Raw genomic sequence first — 23092 nt, forward strand, 5'->3', positions numbered from 1 at the left:
AATCAGCGTCTAGTGTGCGTCAGCGTTTCATAGGCAAGATTGTTCACCGCACGCGGCGCGCCGGGAAGTATCTGCTTGGCGATCAGTTCTTTGGTCCAGGGCAAATCCATGCCAAGGCGATGGTGATAGTGGTTGTACCCAATTTGCCACGAATCAAATCGACTGTTGCTGGGAGAATCGTTATCGCAAACTCCCTGCATCGATCCCGATAAAAACTGCTTCGCCATCAATTCCATCGCGGCGGTGTATCGCAGAGGGTTCTCAGCGTACACGTCGACGCCCTGGTGCCAAGCAATCTCGGCCGCGTGCAATGCCGAGGCAAGTCCGAATTGGGCGTGATGGCCATTGTCTCGGCATGTTTCCTGCGTGATCCCATCGATCCACTTTTTCGGATGTGACCAAAACGCTTCAATCTCTCCTCCGTCGCCCTCGATTGACGCGGGGCTTTCGCCATCCGAAACCAGATAAAAATAGGCCACCCGTCTCTTCCTCAAACGCTCGATACCCAGTTCAAATGCAGCTTCGTCTTCCACGAACACCGCGATCGAGAGCAACGCTTCGATCTGCGTCAGATCAACATTGCCATTCCAAGAACTTGCCACCATGAGTTGGGGGTAGAACGCTCGTTTGAACATCGCCTGCAATTTCGCATTGTCGGCCGGTTTCCAACCCGAGAATCCTCGCAGGATCTCGGCGGCAGCAGCCATGTTCGCGCCAACCCAACCCGCTTGCAACTTATCCTGATCGCTTCCTGCCGTGAAAGCTTTCAGGTCTGCCCAGGAATTCAAAATCGCGACAGCTCCGTTGCCGTAATGCCGCTCATCCGTAAAGTACCATAGCAACGCTTGAGTGATCGCGGCGATCGAATCATCACGCGACGCCGACGCATCTTCGCTTTGCGAGTTGATTCTCGTTCGACCTTGCGGTTGGCGCGTCGCGAAACCCGAGTCGCGAAGCCGTTCAAACTCTGCCGTCCATGGCTGAGCCCGTTCATTGATCCTGGCTTTCACAAAATCAAGTTCCGCCTGCGAATGAAGCGAGCCGGGATGAACAAAGTTCATCGCAGAAGCTTGGCTTCCGATCAATGCCTGGGCGAAACATAACGCAGAAAGTAGTCGGAGCATTCAGCTTCTTTGGCGGCGGATAGGGGAGAGAAAGAGGGTTTGGAGTTTAGCGTCCATCGATTCCGTTTGATAGAGGAACAGAACGCCTCAAATGAACTCCTCGGCGAAGCAGATAGGGGATACGTGATATCGTCTTCAAGAGAATTGCCCTCTTGCAAAACCGGCCGCACGATCCGCGTGACAGCTTCACAGATTGCACATGATATCCTATCCTAACTCGGTTGAGATAAAATCGACAAAGACTTTTTGTAAGCTGAGTGTGGGCTGATAATTTCTCTTGTTAGCACTTTTGATCGCCAAGCCTTGGACCTAGCGAAGTCGACACAGAGGCGGAAGTACGGGATTGAACCCCAGCACGAAGGCCGTTGAGGGCGGACACCATGACAATGAAGCAGAAGCGGTATTGTTTGATGCCGCCGGCGGTTTGCGTCTTGCCGATGACCGTCATCGCCTTGCTTGCTTTTTTTTCGCTCGATACACATTGCTCGCACGCCGAGTTGCCGTTACCGAGTTGGCGGGCGCAGTGGATCTGGACGCCAGACGGTGAAGATGCCGACATGCTTCTGGCTCGCAAGGACTTTACGCTTTCCGAGATTCCTCAGCAAGCATCCCTGTCGATCACCGCAGACTCACGGTACCAACTGTTCCTTAACGGGGACTATGTTTGCAGTGGCCCAGCCCGATGTGCCCCTCATCATCAGTCGTTCGATGTGCTGGATGTTACCGGTCGTTTGCGGAGAGGAAAAAACGTCCTCGCCATTCGAGCGCATCATCAGCGTGACCATGTCTCGTACTACGACTCCTCTCGTGCAGGGTTGTTAGCCCAACTCGACCTTGTGAGTGCAGGGCAGGCAACCACCGTACAGACAGACAACAGTTGGCGCGTTTCGGTGGATGAAAGTTGGCTCCGTGCATCGCCGACGATGGCCCGGTTCCATCTCGAAGTTTGTGACCGGATTGATCTGCGTCGCAGGATTGATGGTTGGAAAGAGCTCAATTTCGATGACCGCCAGTGGTCGAAAGCACGAGTTTTGAAGCGAGAAACGGGATGGCCCTTGCCTCAGCCCAATGAGCGTCCCACGCATCAAATTCCGCCCTGGACATCACTCGTCGCTCGTGACATTCCGTTTTTAAGAGAAAGGATCTCCAAGGCGAAACGTCTTGTCTCGGTTGGCAGCATTCCCGGCGAGGTTGACCTTCATGCGACCAGGGGGGAAGGGTGGGTCGACGCCCCCGTCGTCCAAAACCTTCTGGTGCCTCGGCCTTACGGCGGGGCTCCGGCGAAGACATTGGTTTCTGCTGGCGAGCCAATCGTCATCCCTGCCAACGCTCCGGGTGAGTTTCGAACGCTCATCTACGACTTTGGAGAAGTGCAAAACGGCCGGCCATTTCTGGACATCAAGGGACCAACGGGCACGGTGGTCGACATCATTGTGGCTCCGTACCTACTCAACGGACAGCTTCCGTCGCCCATCGTCGCCTCGACCTATGTCGACCGGATTGTTCTGTCCGGCGAACGCGAGCGGTGGGAAGCTTTCTACATGAAACCGATGCGTTGGATGGCCGTGGTTTTCCGTCACCTTCCTAGCGAAGCTCAACTGTTCAGCGCGGGCGCGATGCAGAGTGAATATCCCTTTGAGCAGAAGGGGTTCCTTCAAACGCCTGATGCACCGGAACTGGAAGCACTTTGGAACGCCGCAGCCAAGACCATCAGGGTCTGCACGACGGACGCCTACACGGACAACTATCGTGAGCGGCGCCAATATGCGCAAACCAGTTACTATGCGAGTTTTGGAAACGACGCGGTCTTTGGTGATACGGCACTTCAACGCCGATACTTGACGCAGATCGCTGACGAGCAGTTGGCGGATGGGATCATGCCTGCCTATGCCCCGCGCCATGGCGATGACTTCATGGTGATCCTGGATTCCAATTGTTTTTGGATACGAGGCCTTTATCGGTACCTGCTCTGCTCGGGTGACGACGCGACGATTCGCCATCTTCTGCCTGCGGCTCGCAATCTACTCGATCGGTTGCACCGCTACACCAACGCCGACGGCTTGATCGATCGTGCTCCCTATCCCTATTGGCTGGATCATGCGTTGATCGATCGTCGAGGTGCCAATTTTTGCTTGAACGGTCACTACTTGGGAGCGATCGAGGATTTTTCGCAGGTTTTGCAGTGGTTGCAAGAGTCCGACGTCGATGTCTACCGGCAACGAGCCGAGCGAATACGTGTTGCACTGCGTGAAAAGTTGTGGGATCCAAAGAAGCAACTCTTCGCCGACGCGCTCATCGATGGAGAGCTTTCAAAGCAGTTCAGCGAGCACGCTAACGCCATGGCGTTGGCGCTGAGCATTGCGACACCGGGTCAAATGAAAACGGTCGCCGCACAATTGAGTCAACAAGAGAACCACGACTTTATCCATCGTGAATCGGGGGTCGTGATGGTCACGCCGGCGATGTCCCATTTCTTTCACGCTGGCCTCTGTGAAGCGGGCTACCTCGATCCGTCATTGGAATTGCTCTGGACTCGATTCGCACACATGTTGGAGCCCCTGAAAGACGGAACTCCGACAAACGGAACTTTATGGGAGGAATGGTGGCTTGACGGCACGGGCCGTAACGGGAATTTTCGACCGATCGTAGATGGACGCAGCGACGCGCAGACCGAAAGCGCATTTTTCCCTGGGCTTTTCGCTCGTTACATTCTCGGCATCGAGCCAACGCAACCCGGTTTTCGAGAAGTCGTTTTGCACTATCACCCTTCGAGTCGCCTACATCGACGCCATGGAGCGATTCCGACTCCGTCAGGTCTTCTCGAAGTGGCGTGGGAGATTCGTCCAGTGGAGTATCAAATCACCGTTCAAGTGCCACCTGCAACTCATCTCAGAGTCGACCTGAGTAGTCTAGGGTTACCAGCACGCGACAGGATCACGATCAACAACCTACCTGCCACTCTCGACCAGATCGAGGATGGTTTCCTCAATGTGTCGCCAGGAGATCACACGGTGCGAATTGACAGACGGTGAGTGCGGCGCTCCATTCAGCGCATAGAGACCCTTCCATCCGCAATGCACGCCCGGCGCCTTTTTTGTCCAGCTTGTTTGGGTGGCGTGGAAAGGTCACTTCTGTTTAGCCGCATCGAGTATCGCTTTGTACGTCTTGAACTCAGGCCACGACAGCTTTCCGTCATCGTCGATGTCGGCTGTTGGGTGACTGGCGAAAAACTTGTCTTTCCAGGCTTCGTCACTCGTTTTCGTTGACACCGCTTCCTTTGGCATCCAGTTTGGTTGCGGTGGAAGAACGCCGGCGGGCGGGAGTCGTTTGGCAAGCTGTTCACGGAATGAATTCCGCACGATGGTGTGCGCCGGATCATCCGCTAGGTTCGTCCACTCGTAGGGGTCGTCTTGCGTGAAGTAAAGCTCTTCCTTGCCATTTTCATACCGAATGTACCGCCAGTCTTTGTCGCGTAGCGAATAGCTTTCCTGCAACGGATCGTAACTCTTGCGCCATTTGTAGAGCGCCGTCAAAGCCGAATTTGGACCGGACCAGTTGCCGCTCTCTGGATTCTCAAGCAGCGGTTTCATGCTATGGCCGTCGAGCGGATGACCTTTTTCGTTCTTCTGGGTCTCGTGGGGCAGCCCGCACAGATCGATCAGCGTCGGGTAAATGTCGATCAAGGCCACCGGCCGCGCCACGACACCTTCGGCGATTCCAACTCCCGGCGCCCGAACGATCAGCGGCACTCGAGTGCTTTCCTGCCACAACGAGTTCTTGTACAGATAGTTCTTCTCCCCCATGCCCCAGCCGTGATCGCTGGTCAGAATAATGATCGTGTTGTCTTTCAATGCCGAATGATCAACGGCGTCCAGAATTCGTCCCACCTGTTCGTCCACCGACGCAACACTCGCAAGATAGGCCTGAATGAAATGACGCAGTGCGTCGTCCTGTGAGTCGTAGGATTCGACCAAGCTGTCAAACAAACGCGATCCCATGTCTTCGGATCGCGATGCATCCGGCTCCTCCCCTCCGGGGAGTCCACGAATGGATCGTGCAAACGTGTCTTCTACATCGCCCGGTCGGATCACCGGCAGTTCAATTTTATCGAGAGGAAACATGTCGAAGAAGCGTTGGGGAACAATCAATGGGGTATGCGGACGGATGAATCCGATGCCCATGAAGAAAGGTTGCCGCACCGGCTGATTGGCTCGAAGTGCCAATTGATCAACGGCCCACTGCCCGTTGAGTTCGTCGGGCGTCCGATCGCGGTCCCGCTGCGACTCAACCTGCAAGGGCTTTGCATTCTGTCCCCAGCCGCCGTTGATCCAGGAGATCGGCTTGCCATCGCGTGTGGTTCTGCCGTTCAGATTAACGAAAGGGCCAAACGATCCATCCACCGCACCGATTTCGCGATAAGGCGCGGGCACATCAGGGTGAGCAATCTTTTGGTCCCCGTCGAAGGCAAACGGCCCATAGTCCGCCTGATTGCCGTATTGCTCCCACTCCTGCCGGACCCTGTGGTGCATCAGCTTCCCTGTTCCGAGCGTCTGGTAGTCGTTCTCGCGAAAGTGATCCATGATCGTTCGCGAGTTCTTCAAAACTTCATAGCCGTCCCACTTCTCGAACCCAAAGCAGCCTGAGTTGTGCGGATAGATCCCGGTGAATAGGCTCGCTCGCGACGGTCCGCAAATGGGAATGTTGCAGTGAGCCTGAGTGAATGAGACCCCGCTGCGAGCCAAACGACACATGTTCGGTGTTTTGGCTTGAGGATGACCGCCGAACCCCTCAACATAGCCGTTCAGGTCGTCGCAGATGATCAAAATGACGTTCGGACGCTCCGAGGCGAAGACCTGACAGCATGACGTGGATAGCGTGATTGCCAACAAGCAGAGTCCAGAATGGTAGAGTGCTCGCAATTTCATTGACTGTCTTCCTTTTTACAACCGGTGAGCAACGTGCGGGAAATAAGTGAGCTGAATGGCGCAAGCCCAATACCGCTCACCATTGGAAGTCCGACAGTTATTTCTCGAATGATGCAAAGTAAGATTTGCGTTGATGAACGCGGATAGGAAAAATGCCCGGCTGGCGATGCCTACGCCACCATCCACGCAACACGCCCGTGGACAATACAAGATATCATAGTCCTAACGATTGTTCCAATAAACTTGCCAAGGATTCGGCGTCGTCGGACAAGTCCCCGTCTTAGCGCCCTGAATCGTCAAGCACTGGACGTGGTGACGTCAACACTCTTTGCGACGGTCAGGCACCGCCGTTCCGAGGCGAGCCAAAGACAACTCAATCGCAAAACGAACCACCCAGAGAAAGAACCCCATGCAACGTCACCTAATTGCCTTGTCGGAAATCTTGTTGGTCGTCCTTGGCTGGCACGCATTTCCAGCTCTCGCCCAAGATTCATCGCCTCAGCCCCAATCGTCGCCACACGAGTCGGTCTCGCTTGACGGTGCATGGGAGATCCTTTTTGATCCCGATAACCAAGGGCGTCGGCAGCAGTGGCATCAGCAGGCGGTGTTCATGGCTCAGGAAGATCGACGCGAGATCGTTGTGCCGAGTTGCTGGGAAGAGATCGAAAAGGACTACGAGGGGGTCGGCTTTTACGCTCGACATTTCACCGTGCCCAAAGCCTGGGAAGGCAAGACCGTACGCGTGCAGTTCGATGCGGTGAACTACATCGCCGAAGTCTACGTGAATGATCACGTCGTCGGTCGGCATGAAGGCGGATATGGTCCCTGCGAATTCCGCATCGATGATCTATTGAAGTATGACGAACAGAATTTTGTCTCGTTGCGAGTGATCGGACCAATCGTTGCACAAAACAAAGTGATTGACGGAATCGGCTGGAGCGACATGCCGCATTGGCGAGGGGCGATTGCAGGAGGCATCTGGCAGTCCGTCCGTTTGGTCGCGACGGGAACCGCTTTTGTAGACGACCTGTTCCTCGAACCACGGCTGGCAGACGATACGGTCACGGTCCATGCCACGATTGAGAATGCGGAGCAGGTTGGTCGCGAGACCCAAATCACGGTGTCCATCCGCTCAGAGGAGCAGCTCCAGAAAGTCATCGCCGAGCAGACGACCACACTCAAGCTTGTGCCAGGCAAGAATGAGAAAAGTTGGACGATTTCGATTCCTAACACCCGATACTGGTCACCCGACGATCCCCATCTGTACGTTGCAACGATTCGCATTGCAGCATGCGATGGGGTGGTTGACGTCGAGGAGGCACGGTTCGGCATGCGTGAGCTGACCATCCGAAACAATAAGTTTGAACTGAACGGCAAGCCGATCTATATCAAGGCGGCGTTCTTCGAGGGTTTGTACCCGACCAAGCTCGCACTGCCGGACAGCCCGGAAATGGCACGGCGAGAGATCCAACTTGCCAAGGAGTGTGGCTTCAATATGATTCGCCCTTGGCGCAAGCCTCCGCCGCCAATGTGGCTCGACCTTTGCGACGAGATGGGGGTGATGGTGGTGGGAGGATTGCCGATTGAGTGCATGCGTCGTTGGCCAACGGTCACACCGCAATTGCGAGATCGAATTGAGAATGAAGTCCAATCCGCCCTGCTTCGCGATCGCAATCGAGCGTGCATTGTTCAGTGGGAGATCTTTAATGAGATTGGGCGCCAAGATTTGGAACGCTTGAAGCACTCGACATCGATGTTAGCTCGTCGTTTGGATCCGACGCGGCTAATTTTGGACGAGTCAGGTGGTTTCGCCGGAGGAGCGAATATCTATTTGCCGAAACAGTTTGAGCCAGAAGTGTTCAACGACGTGCATAACTATCCAGGTGCACCACTGAACGATGTATCGTACGATAAGTTTCTGACGCTCTCGAAAACCGCAGAAGAGATTGAGGCGATGGGGTTACCGGCTGGTCGGTTTAGCAGCAAAACGACGCCAGGACGCTTGACGGTGGTTTCGGAAATCGGCTACGGCAGCTTGCCAGATTTGGTCGACAACAATCAGCGGTTCGCAAAGGATGGTAACCCGCTCGTGCCCCCGTACCGTTACCACAAGGAATTAGCCCAGTCGTTTCGTGACGTGTTATCGGAAAGCGGCTTGGATTCCATCTATCCCAATCTGCAGCAGTTTTGCCTCGATCAGCAGGTGATTCACTCGCAAGGCAACAAACGGATGCTCGAGGCGATACGATCCAACAGCAGCACCGGTGGCTATGCCGTTCATGCCCTGACCGGTGGCGATTGGGTGCTTGGGGCTGGCTTGATTGATCTGTTCCGAAATCCCAAAGGCTCATTTTGGGGGACGAAAGAAGCGAATCAGCCACAATACCTCGCACTCCGCGTGCGACCAAGAAATATCTATGCTTCGCAAGGTGCAACGATTTCTGTGACCGGCATCAACGATCTGGCCGGAGTCGCAGGTCGGCTCAAGGTGGACGTGATATCGGAAGAGGGGACTCTTGTGTTTCAGGAGGAGCAAGACGTGGAGCTTGTCGCCGGGATTGCCCCGATCTTTGAAATGCAGTTGCATACCGAAGCGATGTCGGGTTCGTACACCGCTGTTGTGAAGCTATTGGACGACGAAGGTGCGGTGGTCGCACAAAACTCCGTTTCCATCGATGTGTTCGCTTCGAAGCAACCCGTCTCGCGCAACGTTGGTGTTGCAGTATTCGATAACAACAACTTACTTCGCCCGTTCCTCAAGGAATCAGGGATTTCCTTCATCGAGTTTGACGCCAAGACGCCCAAGTCGCTTCCCGTGTTCGTGTCCAGAGCTTTTGCGGGCAGCGAAAAAGTAAAGAAGCGATTTGCCGAGCTCCATCAATTTGTCTCGGACGGCGGAACGGCCGTCTATTTAGAAACGGTGCAACGTGGCCCACAAAACTCTTTTTGGGGCGGATCGGCGCCGGCGAAAGAAGTGCTCCCCATCGATTTGAATATTCAACATGCCATGGGGCTCTGGGTCGGTGTGTCGCACATCGTAACCGACCATCCCGTCTTCGCCGGTCTACCCACTCAATGCATGATGGGCCAAGTGTACGAGAATGTTTGGTCACCGCAGACGTTGCGGGCAACCGGTGGCCAGTTGATTGTTGGTTCGGTCAGCCATGGCTGGTTTCAAGGCAACAGTGATGCGCAGAACTACCTCGGACCTTCACCCGCTTGGTACGGCATGGACATGGGAGTCGTTTCACGGGGTCGAGGGCGTTACGTCCTCTCATCGCTTCGTCTTCTCGAAAACTTGGGAACCGATCCCGTGGCCGACAAGATCCTGTTTAACTTGATCGATTGGACGACCGGTGGCGAGCCCGTGGATCGCACTCCAACGAGCCCGCGTTCCCCTTCGCAGACGCCATCGCCAACCAAGCCATAAGAATTGTCTTCGCGAGAGCTACACGTCGTTGGGCTTGGCAAGGGCGTGGCGATGTGTCGCAGGTCGCGTTTTTAGCCAGAAGCGGTGGCCCTTCTGCGGTCCGGTACTCGTTGGGTAGGGAAGTTGAAGATTTCTTTCTTGCCGAATCATCGCTGGCGATCGACCGTCCGAGGTTCGGCCACTACTTCCAGGAGACGATTCAATGACACGAGCTCGTACAAACCGAACATGCAAACCACAGAAAAATGAAAGCAGCAACCAACGCCGACGACCCCGAATTGAGGTCCTGGAGCGTCGCAACTTGTTCGCCGGTGATTTGATCGACGTTGGCCCTTGGGGAGCCGTCCTGTTCATCGTTGGCACAGACGGCCCTGACCAAGTGCAAGTGGAAGCAATCGGATCCAGCAAGCTGATTATTCGCCAAATGGACGGCAACACAGAAATCAAACGCTGGGAAGAACTCTATTTCGATGACATCTTCTTCAATGGCCGAGGCGGAGACGACACGTTTGTGAGCAACGCACCGTCCTACACAGTCGCTCGAGGCGGTGAAGGCAATGACATGATCTCGACGGGTAGTCATGACGATTTGATCGAAGGAGGACCTGGAAACGACATCCTGTCCGGAGGTCCCGGTCATGATCGGATTCTCGGCGGCGACGGTAACGATTGGCTGTTTGGCCGTGCAGGAAATGATGTGCTACTTGGTGAAAGCGGTGCGGATACGCTCTGGGGCGGAGTCGGTAACGACCAACTGCGTGGTGGCCTCCACACGGACATCTTGTATGGCGAAGAGGGGCAAGACTGGCTGTACGGTGGTTTCGGCGACGACTTCCTGTTTGGCGGCTTGGACGGCGATTGGTTATTGGGTGAAGAGGGCGATGACACGCTCCACGGCGAGTCAGGGGCGGATATCCTGCTAGGTGGCGTTGGAAACGACCGTTTGTTTGGTGGACTGGATCAGGACTGGCTCGTGGGTGAAGAGGGTGATGATCTGCTAAGTGGTGGCAACGAAGGGCAAACGACCGGCGACGGTGCACACGACTTTTTATTCGGCGGAGCGGGACGAGACCAATTCTTGCTGCCCATCGTCGAAGTCGGCCTCGAAGATCCTGATGGCCAAGGCGTTTCGGTCGAAGATTGGACCGACTTTGTGGAACGCGCCGATACGATCGAGCTGCTGTCGGAGCGGCGACGCTGATGCGATCGTTGCAAGCCTTTCTTCCTGGCGGACGCCCCGAGCAGCTTTATGCATCATTCGGATTGGTCAAATTCTTCCAATCCGGGTAGATGGGACGATCCGTTGCTTTATTCCCACCTTGTTCCGGAGGAGCGGGTGGAGCAGTATTCATCACTTCGCTGAGCTTTCGCCGAGCGGTTTCACCACGCTCGCTGCTCTGTCCCGGCGGCAGATCCTTCGCTTCCAGTAAGTCTTCCGGCACATGATAGAAGCTGCCGTCACGATAGAGTTTGAAGGATGCATCTCTTAAGTATTGTCTGCCGCTGAAGCTTCCCCAGTAGGGTTGATAGTGGCAGAGCACCCAATCACGCGGATTGCCTTTTCGTCCTTGAAGCTGTGGCAGAAAACTACGTCCATCGATCGGGTCCTCCACTCCGAGTTTGACCCCTGCGGCCTCAGCGAGGGTCGCATAGAAGTCGGTAAAGTCGACCAAATCATCGAGTGTCGCGCCGCTCGGTGTCTGTCCCTTCCAATAAGCGACCAGTGGGACATGCGTTCCCATGTCTTTCGTCGTGCCTTTTCCACCCGCAATCTGCTGGCCGTTCCAGCTTGAGGTAATGCGTTTGTTCGTTCCGTTATCGGCGGTGAACAAGATGATGGTATTTTCGAGCTGACCGACGTCTTTCACCTTCTTGACAATCTTGCCGACAATCTTATCCAGATAGCTTACCATGGCCACAAAGTTGGCCTTTTGTTCGGCATTGCCTTTCGGAGCCTTGTTGGTCAGATGGGTTCGGGGGGCATCGCCAATTGAATCGGGTGTGGGGACGAACGGATCGTGGACCAGCACGCTGGGGTAGTAGACAAAGAACGGATTGTCTTTGTTTCGCTCGATGAAGTCGCAGATAAAGTCGGACATGATATCCGGACCATACTTTTCGTGGTTATCTTGTTTCGTCAATAGCGTACCGTTGTGCTCCAATGGCGGGCTCCAGAATCGTTCACCACCCTCGTTGCCGCCTTTTGCCTTGGTGAGCTGCCACAAACAGTATTCATCAAACCCTGCCTTGTTCGGACGCGAAGGGTCGGTGCATCCGTCCGCTTGGTGGTACAGGCCGTTGAGCTGCCATTTTCCAGCGATGGCGGTCTTGTATCCCGCCGCCTGCATCATCTGGCCGAAGGTCTTATCCTTTGGGTTCAGATAGCCAAAATGTGTATAGTTACGGAAACTGTATTGGCCGGTCATCAGCTTGACCCGTGACGGCGTGCAGAGCGGCGTTGAATAGCAGTTTGCGAACTGAACACCCTGAGCAGCCAGCGCGTCGATGTTGGGTGTGCTGTAGTCCTTTGCACCGTAGCAGCCAAAACACTCCCAGCTCACATCGTCCGCCATGATCAGGATCACGTTGGGCCGACGTTCCGCGAAGGCCGGTCCCGCGATCATCCAAGTACAAGCAAGAATTCCACACAGCTTTTTAATCACGCTACGATGCTCCCTATCTCTGAGTTCTCTTCCTCTGCGTTTCCAACATCATTGCCAAACGTTCCGCAATCGATAGATGGCCCTAGTGAACGACTCAGTATACACGCTCGGGTGCCATGGGGTTCATGCCCGCACGAGACGATGTGCCTGACATCTACTATCAGCGCAGCCAAGTGTTCTTTCAGGAATGCCAAGCTGCCAAGATGCCCTTCCACTTCATGGTCAATTCACAGGACCCGCACCGACTCTATTGCAATCCGAAAAAACTCACCAAAGGTGCTGCGATGCCTTCGATCGTCAAACCCAATTCGAGGAAGCAAGCGTCGGCTTCGTAGGTTGTGACAACCAACCGTCAAAACTCCAAACAAACCATCTTCGTTTCACCTCGCAAGAAGATCCGCCGGCCGACCAAGGCGGGATGCGAGTAGATGGGAATCGATTCTTCAAACACGCGTTGCCGTGAAACAATCTGGTTCGTCCCGTCGGCGGGTAACAGGAGCAGTTCACCGTTCGCGACGACCAGCAAACGGTCCTCGGAAGCAACGATGGCAGCGTAGTCGGAGAGAGATGAATCTCGCAACCGCCATTTCTCCTTGAGTCCTTCATCCAAATCAAGACAGAACAAGAAATCTTTGACGCAGTACAGCTGCCCCTGAACAATCACCGGACTACTCATGTCGGTACGCAGACGCAGATTCCTCGCTTGCCATTGAGAACCCAACTTGCCCGCAGCACCGAAACCATACAACCGAATGCCGTTTCCCTCGGTTGCAACGAGAAGCTTGTTTTTGTAGAGGATGGGCGTGGGAACATTGAAGTCGCCAGGAGTTTCAGGCGTGACGGACCAGAGCCGACGGCCACTTTGTGCTTCCCAGCCGCAGAGCGATAGAGCGTCGTGTCCGATGATCTGGGTTTGCCCGGCGATGTCGGCTGCAAGGAGCGAACCGTAGGAGCACAACGCTCCAGGCGTTTTCCAAATCACTTCGCCGGTTGGTCGATCGAGCGCGACAACGGATGCGTCCAGTGCCCCAGGACTTACGATCAAATGGTCTGCCGCCAATAGAGGCGACGCACAGTATCCCCACGGCAACTCATCGGCCGGCGCAAAATCGTCGGCCAAGTTCCGTTCCCAAACAACGGTGCCGTCTGCGATACGAATGCAAAGCACTAGCCCCAGGGCACTTTGGCAGTACACATGCTCGCCGACAATCAGCGGCGTGCTGCGTGTCGAGTTGCCGTAGTCGAGCGAACCAATGGCCAATCGCTTCACTTCCCAAAGCGATTGGCCGGTGTCGGCATCAAGACAATGAAAGATATCCTGGAAATCATCAAAGTCGCGGTCACCAAAGATCACAACCTGCTGTGTCGCCGCGATGCCACCCAAACTGGGATGAGGCAACCGCTTTTCCCAGACCACGTTGGGATGCGGGGCGAGCGTTTCTGGCAACCAGTCGACGCGACCGTTGCGACTCGGACCACGCCAATTCTTCCAAGCTGGGTTACCTACTCTTTTTTTTTTCGCTTCGCCGCCTCGACGCTCGCTTCCTCCGCCATCGGCAAGAAGCCGGCGAGCGATTCAAGTGCTTCCATCGCTTCGCTATCGTTGACCAAATCAAACAAGACGTTTTGAAGAAGCGCTCGTTGATCGGGCGAAACGCTATCGGTGGTGAAGGCGGCGATGAAGGGCACCGGATCGGTCTTGGCAACGACTCGCAAGTCACCTTTCTTGACCGTGCCGCATCCTTCCAGCAGCGGAGCGGCGTAGCTCGAGATGACGGCGGCACTTTTAGACTGCGGCCCCGAATCGATCACTTGACAAGCCCCATCGCTGCAGGCGGAACTGATCGTCGGGTTCTCCGGTACCGAGACACCGACTTTGGATAAAAGCGAAAAGACTGCGGCATGCTTCTCGTCGGCTTCGGCAGGCCCGAACACGATCGAATAGCCATGCAGATCGTTCACCGACTGCGCCGGATCGGCATGGTTGACAACAATCAATCCGTGCTGGGTGGTCGACCCCTGTTTGTCGCTAAGCGCTCCGATCGGCGTGACGGTTCGGCCGTTCGCCGCTGCGTCGGCTCGCACAACCGAGTCCTTGCCAATGATGAGATCCGCCTTGCCATCGGATTTTTTCAATGCCATCCGAAGGGATTCACCGAAGCTCAATTGGACGGGGCATCCCATTGCATCTTGCAATCGATCGGCCAGCACTTCGTACTTCCGCTGTGCATAGCCTTCGACGCATGGGCACGATAGCGGCGCGGCCAACGGGTCCATCACAATCAGGGACAACGTTTGTAGCGGAGCTTCTTGAGCGGCTAGCGATCCGAACGCCCCCACGCTCGAACCTGCCAAAGCAAGCCAATAGCAATAGACGGCAAGACGTCGATGCATCAGGACCCACCTCCCAGAACGCTCAATAGAGAATCGAGCAGGGCACCGCTGAGCGATTTTTCCCTTTGCGGCTGCGCCGCTGTGCCCGCAGGCTTTTCGCTTCCCTCGTCCGTCTCGGTCGGTTCCGAATCGATCTCGCCTTCGGGTCGTGCTTGCATCTTAACGATATGGTTGCGAGTCAAATCGAGCATGTAGACCTTGTCGTTGTCAGGGGACACCGCGATAGAGACATTCTTGCAGCCAGGGACCAGGTCAACGTCACCGACATAGGAAAGGAATTCACCATCGGAAGTAAAGCGTTTAATTCGCCCGGTGCTTGCTTCGGCGGTGAAAACGTCACCGTTGGCATTAAAGCAAACATTCATCGGATTGCAGCAGCTCGTGAAACCATCGAGACCTTCGCGGTCACGTTCACCCCAACTGGTTATTTCCGCCCCTTCTACGTCGAAATGAACGACGCGGAAACGAGAATTCTCAGCGACGTACAAACCTTCCTTGCACCCCTGGACATCCATTTGCCCACAACAACCACGCAGGCCTTCGACCACGAGCTCGCCGCCGGCAAAGTCAGCATCGGTTTTCCAGATACAGTATCCGTAGCCGGTCGCGGCACCGGTGGCGACGAAGACTTGGTCGCCGCAACTCGTCACCGAAGAAATCTTCATTTTCGATCGAAGCATCATGTCAATTTGCTTGGAAATCGCCTCCTCGCTTGGTCCCTCGTCTTTTTGATTGCCCTTTTTCCCCTCTTCCTCTTCCTGGCTAGCGATCTTTTCTTTGAAATCACGGATCATGTCAGGCAGCAGTTCCAACAGGCGTTCTTCCTGCGCGTTCAGTTCCTTGGTTTTCTTCTTCTCTTCGATCTGCTCAACCATGCCTTCATACAATTGGACTTGAGAGGCCAAGGAAGGGCGTCCGCGGGTTAAGCGTGCAATCGCTTCCTTACGCAATTGATCGGTCTTGGCTCGCAGTGCCATGGCGTGTGGCGAGTCGGCTTGTTGCAGCTGCTTACCTTCGGCATCAAAGCGGAACAGTTTGCCTTCACCCCCGACGAGGATCGTGCCATCTTCGGCAACGTTGACCGCTTCAGGTTTGACATCCATTTCCCAGGCTTTCAAGATTTCGCCGTCATCATTCACGAGTCGGATTTCACCGGGGCCTTGACCACAAGCGACCACAATCGTGCCGGATTGATCTAAGCAGAAGGCGTTTATCGGTAGCGGGTTACCCTCGTCAGCGATGGCGATCACGCCGACTTGTTTGTGTGTCGCTTGACCCGCAATGCTCTCGGCCCAAGTCGGGGCCGCCTGGATGAATGCTATCAAAGCCAACAACGCCGAGAAGCGAATCGCAGAACGAAAGAGTCGCATGGGAACCTCCGTGGGAGTGAAAAGTGAACGCCCAACTATACCAAACCAGAGCCCATTCAACGAATCTCGTATGAGAAAAAATCGAACGAATGCGGTCTGACTTTGGCGACATGGCGAACGCACGACCTTGTGCCCGCGTTCGACGCCGTGGTTGTCGAATCCATCTTGATTCAACCTGTTCAAACGCTTGATCCCTCGCAACCGCAAATCGGGCAAACAGGAGCGAAATCCTTCAGACCGATCTTGATGGATTGTGTTCAAAATGACTATGGACAAGGCTTGCAGCCGTTTGGTCCGTCTCAGCGTGTGAAACTTGGACATTGGGCTGCCGAACGCATGATGACGCAGAGTTCAACATGAATGTCGTTTCAGAAAAGGAAACTGAGAAAGTCATCTTGGTTCATGGGACATTTGCATCGTCGGCGGATGATCGTGGGCGAGGCTGGTGGCAGGTCGGCAGTAGTGCGTACACCGCTTTAGCGAAGCGACTGCCGCCAAACATTTCTCTAGCGTCAGAGGGGAGTGTCTTCCGTTGGTCGGGTGACAACACGGAGCGGGCTCGTAGCAAAGCTGCCGCTCAACTTCTGAAGTTCGTCGAGCCGATGGAGCAAGCGGGGCGCCCCTACCATCTGATTGGTCACAGTCATGGTGGATCGGTGATTTGGAACGCGCTGCGGTTGGCAACGACGCGGAAGAAATCGCTCCACAATCTGCGGAGCTGGTCAACCGTCGGGACGCCCTTCATGCACCATCGATCCAGGTCGCCCTGGGGGCCAGTCAGCGTCGCCTACATGATCTTGGCTGCTCTCCTGCTCTATCCGGCCGCAAAGACTTTCCTGACGCTAGCGAGCATGCCCTATCATGCAGCGACAGGACAAATGGACGATGGACTCTTCATCACTGCGGATGAGGGGGTTGGAATGGTCACTGCCATCGCTCGAGCTCCTATCCTGAAGGGCATGGAATTGTTAGGGGTTGCCTTCACCCCGACCGAAAAAGGTATCCGGCTTGGGCACTTCGATCCCGAATCAAACCAATCGATGGCAAGCTTTCTCTTCTTTTCGGTTGAAGGCTGGGTGATTCTGGGCGCGATTGTCCTGTTCGGTTACATCATGCTGTTGCTAGGCAGTTTCTTCCTCCGACCTGTGACGGAAGGTCTGAGAATTGCGTGGGAAAGACGATTGGAGCAACGAGCTTTTGATGAGTATCGCCAGCGCTGGCTCGGTATCTGGACCGAAGACGATGAAGCGATCAATGGTCTACGCGCCACCATGGACTTGTCCGTTTCCTTTGTTGGCAACCTTGTTGTACGAGAACGCATTTTTCTTTCGGACTTGATCTCGCTGCCGTCACGCCCGTTGTATCGGCTCTTCGCGCCGATCTACAATCATATGATTCGCCCCACTCTCGACTCGATGATCCGACAGATTGTCGTCAAAGCAGCGCAAGGCAATGACCGGCCCGCGGCGAACGTCGTGGCTGTCTCGCCACATCCGGTTTTGTCGCCACCGGCCCCGTCGGCCCCGCCGCTGCCAGATGAATTGAGGCTGCAAATCCGAGATCGCGCCGATGCTCACGCCAACGATTTGGGACCGAAACTGCGAGTTCTCTTGGCACAGTCGTCGTTGACGGCGGGATTGGAGGGATTCGGTCAAACGCTGTCGGGCCGCGAGTTGGTTCATACCTCCTACTTTGACCATGCGGAAGTCGTCGATCTGCTGGGACTGAATATCAGTCGCTCGAGAGGTGCGAGTCCGCTGCGACGATCATCTGCGTCCGCGGAGATCCTCCAGTGGTTCAACACCTTCAAGCAGCTACAGGGGGCAGAGGAGTCGCAGGTCCGACATCGGATGCGTCCAAGATTCCGGGATGCCAGCCAAGATGCGAAGCAACCATGGGCAGCTTGAAGCGATTCACTCGCGGAACTGCATCATCAAGCAGTTAGGGATGCTTGATTTTCTCATCAACGAAAGAGGATCTCCACCACGAAACCATTTTCACTGGTTTTCACGTCTTTGAAATCGAGTTCCAACGCCGCAGCGTTCTGTTTCCATGGGAACGCCTGGTCGCTGCCGAGCAGACGGACTCGTTGGATCGTTCCAGCTTGCTGGTTCAAGGAACGGATTCGGACGGTGTCGCCGCTGCGCACCAGCGAGATGGCGTAGACCGTGTCGCCCTTGGCGGTGAACCAAAAGTCCTTCGGAGTGAAGCGGCGCGAGAAGCCCTTGGCGGCCCGCTGACCGGTGCCCTCCAGCTGCGTTTCCTCTGCACCTTCGTGAAGAACTTTCCAGCGGGTGCTGCCATAGATGGCCTCGCCGTTGATCGCCAACCATTGCCCTACCTCACGCAGATGGCGGGCACTGGGCGCCGGCACCTGGCCCCGTCCGTCGGGACCAATGTTCAACAAGTAGTTCCCTCCCTTCGACGCGATGTCGATGAAATAGTAAAGCAGTTCACGCGTGCTCTTCCAGTCATCATCATAGGACTTGTAGCCCCAGGAGTTGTTCGTGGTGCCACATGTCTCCCAGTGCTTGTCCAGCACTTCGGTTGCACCGGGAATCTTGTTGTCACCTGCGTCGAGATAGTCGCCGAAACCGTGGCCGACACGTCGATTGACAATCACATTGGGATTGAGGTCAAAGATCATCTTGTAGAAACGGAAGGATTGCGCCTCGGTAACAAACCCGTCACCGTCAAACCAAATCAAACGCAATCGTGGCATCATCTTGACCAGTTCGGCGATCTGCAGGTAGGCCTTATTCTCCAGATACTCGGCGTGAGTGTTGGGACTCGGGTCCCAGAGATTCTTGCCCCTCGGATGCGTATAGATACCGAGCACGTCGTTGCGACTTTTGATGCTGGCATAGTTTCCGTCGCTGCCGTCTTGCCAGTCGTTGCCGTGCGAGTAGTACACGCCGAACTCCAATCCCTCGGCCAAGCAAGCCTCGTAAAGTTCCTTGATCGCATCGCCCTTGTAGGGCGTGGCATCCATCATGTCGTACTGCGAGCAGGCCGAATCGAACAACGCGAAGCCATCATGATGCTTGGCGGTGATCACCACGTATTTCATCCCGGCGTCCTTGGCCAGCCGGGCGATGTTTTCCGCGAAGGAATGATCGGGCTGGAAGTTCTTGGACAGTTCCGCATATTCGGCGCGGGGAATGCGAAAGGTCGACATCAGCCATTCGGCGACGCGGGGTCCTGGATACGGGGATTGTTCAATGCGGGTGCCCTTCCAAATACCACCCGCTTGCGAGTACAGCCCCCAATGGATAAACATCCCGAATTTTGCCTCTTTGAACCAAGCCATGGCCGCTTGTTTTTGCTTCGATTGATGCATTGCCAGCCACTGTGAGTGATACTCGCCCGATCCAAGCGAATTACTGAAATGTGGCACAATACGTAGCTGTTTCAAAGCGACCGACGTCTCAATCGTCAACCTGTGTTTTCCCACGGACTTCAAGCTGACGGACCTCTTGAATTCCGACACGGTCCCAGCTTCTATGACAAAGTCCTTCTTCAGAACTTCCTGGAACTGCACCCCATCGACCTCCACCGTGGCCTTGGCAAGTTCGCCCGTACTGATGACCTGGACGACGTATGGTCCCTTCTCTTCAAGCTCAAAGTCCCATGCAAGGCGACCGTCCACAACCTCGGCGTCCTGCACCTTCAGCACGACCCAATGATCGGGACCTTGATGGGTCGTGGTCGCGGCCTGTACATGGCCAGAGATAACGAGAAAGAATGTGGCGATGAACGCAATGCAGGCGACGATTCCAACTGAAAAGTAGCGTCTCATTTCATTTCCTTCGGCTCGGTGCGTAAGTCGGATGCTTTCGCGAAAAAGCTCTTCATCGCCAAACGGCAACACTCGATCCCGAGCCGTAGGGATCGCCATTGCCGACGCAACTTTCGTACTAGCTGGACAGCGCCAATTTGTGAGCGGCAAGACGCTCGCCGCCGGTTATGCCAATGAAATTCCGGCGGCTAGCGTCTTGCCGCTCAGCCCGATATAAATTCGAAAAATCATCATAAGTGGCACATGAAGGGACGCTGTCCAGTGAGGGCAATCTCCGCAGTCTGGATCAAGGAAGGTGCTAAATCTGCGAATACGTGGTTGGCTTAAGAATCGTATTCGTAATCCCCGACAAGATTCGTTTGTCGGCATACTCGTCCAGCTTCTTCAATGCCTGCCATTCCTCTGAGCTCACGAATTGTTTCCAGTTCGCTTTCAATTGCTCTTGGCTGTCAAAAGCCAACATGTAGGTCAAATTGGGCATCTTCGGACCGACAATCGTTTCGCCAAAGAAAACGGGATGGAGCCCCGTTTTTCGGAACACCGCGATCTCTCCCGCATCGTTGAACATTTCGATCTTCTTCTGGCCGGTCACAATGCTCGGGCTCTCGTAGATTCGCAGTTGGACGATGCGATCCTTGGAAGTGATTGGCGTTTCTAGCTTCGGCATGCCCCGGAACGCGATCATCAAGGACGATTCCATGCGAGCGAATGCGGGCTGTTCCGCAGGCGCATTGAGAAACTCGGATGCAGCGGTCATGAATTGACGGTCATCACCCATGCGCTGAACCAACGTCGCAACCGACTCTGTATTGGGGTGGGGGATCAAAACCGTTACGGGCGAAATCCCCTCCAGTGGTGTGAACACGCCCACGGGTGAGATGCCAAGCCGATTGAGCGCCGGCAAGGCAGCCTCGGCCAGGAATTGATCCAGTCCTTTGCGTTGTTCTTCGCTGTCCACAAGATAGTGTCGCAATTCGTAACACTCTCGGTCGGTCGGCGACCCACCCGCGGAATGAACGAGGGAGGAGTTTCCCAAGGTGGCTAAACCCACAGCGCCACCGCTGACGAAGAATTCGCGTCGTTTCATAATTTGTTCCCTATTTATCTGGCTGGCAAGTTACTCGAGACAGGAGTGTTTTCGAGCCACAGAGTCTACCACAAACGGTCCATCGCAGTGACAACGGTCCTCGTTTCCCTGGGTCAATCGGTCAACTCTCGGGACAAGCCAAGGGGCGGCCTCCCTGCGATTGTTGCTTTCAAGTCGTCACAACGTATAATGCGGTCTCCCACCTTCCCTCCCTCCCCCTTACCTGAGCTCACCGATGAATAAACGGCTCTTCCTTCTGATCGCCTACACTTGCCTGTTCACCGCGATTCCCCTTTGCTCTGCTGACGACAACCAATTGACCGATCAAGAACAGAGCGAGGGATGGCAACTGCTTTTCAATGGTAAAGACTACGATGGATGGAAGTGCAACAACGGAAAAGAAGTCGCGTCGGAGGTGTTCGATGGATCGATGCAGCCCTACAAATCCGGGGGCTACCTTATCCTTCACGAAAAGACGTTTGGCAATTTTGTCTTGAAGTGTGATGTGAAGATGCCAGAGTCTTGCAACTCGGGGATCTTTCTTCGTGTTGAAGACCCAGCCAATCCGGTACACACGGGATTTGAAATTCAAGTTGCCAGCGGTACGGGGACCAGTTGCCACGACTTTGGCGCTATTTACGACCTCGTGCCAACAACCAAGAATGTGTCGAAAGGACCGGGTACTTGGAACCGGGTTGAGATCAAATGCTTAGGCCCAAACATTTCCGTCACCGTCAACGATGAACTGGTTTGCCAGATGAATGCTGACGAATTCGATTTGCCGGGTGAACGAGCTATCGATGGGGACCACAAGTACAAGCTTGATGGCAAGAGTCGCGTGATCAAGGACTTCGCACGAACTGGATTGTTGGGGTTCCAGGACCATGGTCATCCGGTTTGGTACAAGAACGTCAAGGTCTTGCCGCTTCCTTAAGCGGTGAAGCGTGAACCAATTGTAACCAACTCCCTTGTTCCGATCCGATGTTCGCTGAAAGGTGGATAACATGTGGGACTCGATATCGCGTCGTTTTTTTCTCCGCGGCACTGCTGCCGCAGCGGGTGCTTTGGCAACGAGCGGCTTGCCGCTTGCTGCCGAGGATTCGCCCAACAATCGACTGCAATTCGCTAGCATAGGAGTCGGCGGAAAGGGAGACAGCGATTCCAAAGCTGCCGCGAATCATGGTGAAATGGTTGCGGTTTGTGATGTGGATCGGAACCGTCTCGCCAACGCACTCAAGCATTTTCCGAATGCCAGAGGCTTTACGGACTATCGAGAAATGCTCGATCAAATGGGCAACTCGATCGATGCGGTTACCGTCAGCACTCCCGATCATATGCACGCTCCTGCGTCGTTGATGGCGATGCGGATGGGCATCCACTGTTTTTGCCAAAAACCGCTCACTCGGACGATCTACGAAGCAAGGCTTGTGGGTCAGGTGGCGCGCGAGAAAAAACTGGCGACGCAAATGGGAAACCAAGGCACGGCCAGTGATACGCTCAGGCAATGCGCACACTGGTTGCGTGGCGGCGCGATTGGCAGCGTCAAAGAGTTGCACATTTGGACCAATCGGGCAAAAGGATGGTGGCCACAAGGCATCGAGCGTCCTCCGCAACAGCCAACACCGGCGCATCTCGACTGGGACGCGTGGCTCGGTGTTGCAGCCGAGCGACCTTACGGCGACGGCTACCATCCCTTCAAATGGCGTGGTTGGTGGGATTTTGGCACCGGAGCTCTCGGGGACATTGCCTGTCATGTGGTCAGCATGCCGTTCATGGGACTCGATTTGCGTGACCCTCTCTCTGCGGTTGCAGAGACATCGGGACATAACGGCGAGAGCTTTCCGGAGTCGTCAATCATCACCTTCGAATTCGGCGCGAATCCATGGCGTGGCCCAGTCAAGCTGGTTTGGTACGATGGTGGCAGACTTCCACCGAAGGAATTGCTAGGTGGTCGTGAGCCGGGACCTGAGGGTGGCTCGCTTGCGATTGGCGACAAGGGAATCTTGCTGAATGACCAACTGCTTGATGGTGCGGAACCCGTTCAGGTTGAATTCCCTCATTCCCCTGGTCATGTCGAAGAATGGATTCGGGCGATCCGAGGCGGCGAACAAGCGATGTCCAACTTCCCCGACTACGCTGGACCTCTCACCGAAGTCATGCTGCTGGGAAACTTAGCCGTTTGGACCGGCCAAAAAGTCGAGTGGAATGCAGCGGAGATGGCCGTGTCGAACATCAAAGGATTGGACACGCTCATCAAGCCGACCTACCGCAACGGTTACACGCTCGACACGTGAACCCAT

The 23092-nt window shown here is 55.1% G+C and carries 15 protein-coding genes; 7 read left to right on the top strand and 8 right to left on the bottom strand.

Going from position 1 to position 23092, the window contains the following annotated elements:
* Window positions 1-2 precede the first annotated feature (2 nt).
* A complete protein-coding gene (locus Poly41_RS30890) occupies window positions 3-1124 on the bottom strand; it encodes an alginate lyase family protein (RefSeq protein ID WP_146531233.1) in 1122 nt (373 codons plus the stop codon).
* 380 nt (window positions 1125-1504) lie between these two features.
* Here Poly41_RS30890 and Poly41_RS30895 point away from each other — a divergent pair, with 380 nt between their 5' ends.
* Window positions 1505-4156, top strand: coding sequence for an alpha-L-rhamnosidase-related protein (locus Poly41_RS30895; protein ID WP_146531234.1), 2652 nt, complete (start codon window positions 1505-1507; stop codon window positions 4154-4156).
* A gap of 93 nt (window positions 4157-4249) precedes the next feature.
* Here Poly41_RS30895 and Poly41_RS30900 read toward each other — a convergent pair whose 3' ends face one another.
* Window positions 4250-6049, bottom strand: coding sequence for a sulfatase (locus tag Poly41_RS30900; RefSeq protein ID WP_146531235.1), 1800 nt, complete (start codon window positions 6047-6049; stop codon window positions 4250-4252).
* Window positions 6050-6458: 409 nt separating this feature from the next.
* Between Poly41_RS30900 and Poly41_RS30905 the strand changes: the two genes are divergently transcribed.
* Together Poly41_RS30905 and Poly41_RS30910 are read left to right on the top strand one after the other, a co-directional pair.
* Complete coding sequence (locus tag Poly41_RS30905) at window positions 6459-9479, top strand: glycoside hydrolase family 2 protein (protein WP_146531236.1); 3021 nt, start codon at window positions 6459-6461, stop codon at window positions 9477-9479.
* Window positions 9480-9681: 202 nt separating this feature from the next.
* Entirely contained in the window at window positions 9682-10680 is a 999-nt protein-coding gene (locus tag Poly41_RS30910) for a calcium-binding protein (protein ID WP_146531237.1), read from the top strand.
* A 46-nt stretch (window positions 10681-10726) separates the two neighbouring features.
* On the opposite strand, the gene Poly41_RS30915 is transcribed toward Poly41_RS30910, so the two are convergent.
* On the bottom strand, window positions 10727-12142 hold the full coding sequence (locus Poly41_RS30915) for a sulfatase-like hydrolase/transferase (RefSeq protein WP_231616093.1): 1416 nt from the start codon (window positions 12140-12142) through the stop codon (window positions 10727-10729).
* Window positions 12143-12267: 125 nt separating this feature from the next.
* On the opposite strand from Poly41_RS30915, the gene Poly41_RS30920 reads away from it, so the two are divergent.
* Window positions 12268-12477 (top strand): hypothetical protein, encoded by a 210-nt coding sequence (locus Poly41_RS30920; RefSeq protein WP_146531238.1) that lies wholly within the window; start codon window positions 12268-12270, stop codon window positions 12475-12477.
* A gap of 17 nt (window positions 12478-12494) precedes the next feature.
* Here the strand turns inward: Poly41_RS30920 and Poly41_RS30925 are convergent, their stop codons facing one another.
* The 3 genes from Poly41_RS30925 to Poly41_RS30935 all read right to left on the bottom strand — a co-directional run bounded on the left by Poly41_RS30925 (window position 12495) and on the right by Poly41_RS30935 (window position 15906).
* The gene (locus Poly41_RS30925) at window positions 12495-13559 is read right to left on the bottom strand and encodes a PQQ-like beta-propeller repeat protein (RefSeq protein ID WP_261344928.1); all 1065 of its coding nucleotides are present in this window, start codon (window positions 13557-13559) and stop codon (window positions 12495-12497) included.
* Between the two features lie 86 nt (window positions 13560-13645).
* On the bottom strand, window positions 13646-14536 hold the full coding sequence (locus Poly41_RS30930; protein WP_146531240.1) for a PhnD/SsuA/transferrin family substrate-binding protein: 891 nt from the start codon (window positions 14534-14536) through the stop codon (window positions 13646-13648).
* The gene (locus tag Poly41_RS30935) at window positions 14536-15906 is read right to left on the bottom strand and encodes a hypothetical protein (RefSeq protein WP_146531241.1); all 1371 of its coding nucleotides are present in this window, start codon (window positions 15904-15906) and stop codon (window positions 14536-14538) included. The genes Poly41_RS30930 and Poly41_RS30935 overlap by 1 nt, the downstream gene beginning before the upstream one ends.
* A gap of 356 nt (window positions 15907-16262) precedes the next feature.
* Here Poly41_RS30935 and Poly41_RS30940 point away from each other — a divergent pair, with 356 nt between their 5' ends.
* Window positions 16263-17813, top strand: coding sequence for an esterase/lipase family protein (locus Poly41_RS30940; protein WP_146531242.1), 1551 nt, complete (start codon window positions 16263-16265; stop codon window positions 17811-17813).
* 56 nt (window positions 17814-17869) lie between these two features.
* Here Poly41_RS30940 and Poly41_RS30945 read toward each other — a convergent pair whose 3' ends face one another.
* Both Poly41_RS30945 and Poly41_RS30950 read right to left on the bottom strand, forming a co-directional pair.
* Entirely contained in the window at window positions 17870-19705 is a 1836-nt protein-coding gene (locus tag Poly41_RS30945) for an alpha-L-fucosidase (protein WP_197231884.1), read from the bottom strand.
* 298 nt (window positions 19706-20003) lie between these two features.
* Window positions 20004-20792 (bottom strand): NIPSNAP family protein, encoded by a 789-nt coding sequence (locus Poly41_RS30950; protein WP_146531244.1) that lies wholly within the window; start codon window positions 20790-20792, stop codon window positions 20004-20006.
* Between the two features lie 235 nt (window positions 20793-21027).
* On the opposite strand from Poly41_RS30950, the gene Poly41_RS30955 reads away from it, so the two are divergent.
* The gene (locus Poly41_RS30955; RefSeq protein WP_146531245.1) at window positions 21028-21726 is read left to right on the top strand and encodes a 3-keto-disaccharide hydrolase; all 699 of its coding nucleotides are present in this window, start codon (window positions 21028-21030) and stop codon (window positions 21724-21726) included.
* A gap of 70 nt (window positions 21727-21796) precedes the next feature.
* Entirely contained in the window at window positions 21797-23086 is a 1290-nt protein-coding gene (locus tag Poly41_RS30960; RefSeq protein WP_146531246.1) for a Gfo/Idh/MocA family protein, read from the top strand.
* Window positions 23087-23092: the final 6 nt, after the last annotated feature.

Source organism: Novipirellula artificiosorum (genome assembly GCF_007860135.1).
Lineage (GTDB): Bacteria > Planctomycetota > Planctomycetia > Pirellulales > Pirellulaceae > Novipirellula_A > Novipirellula_A artificiosorum.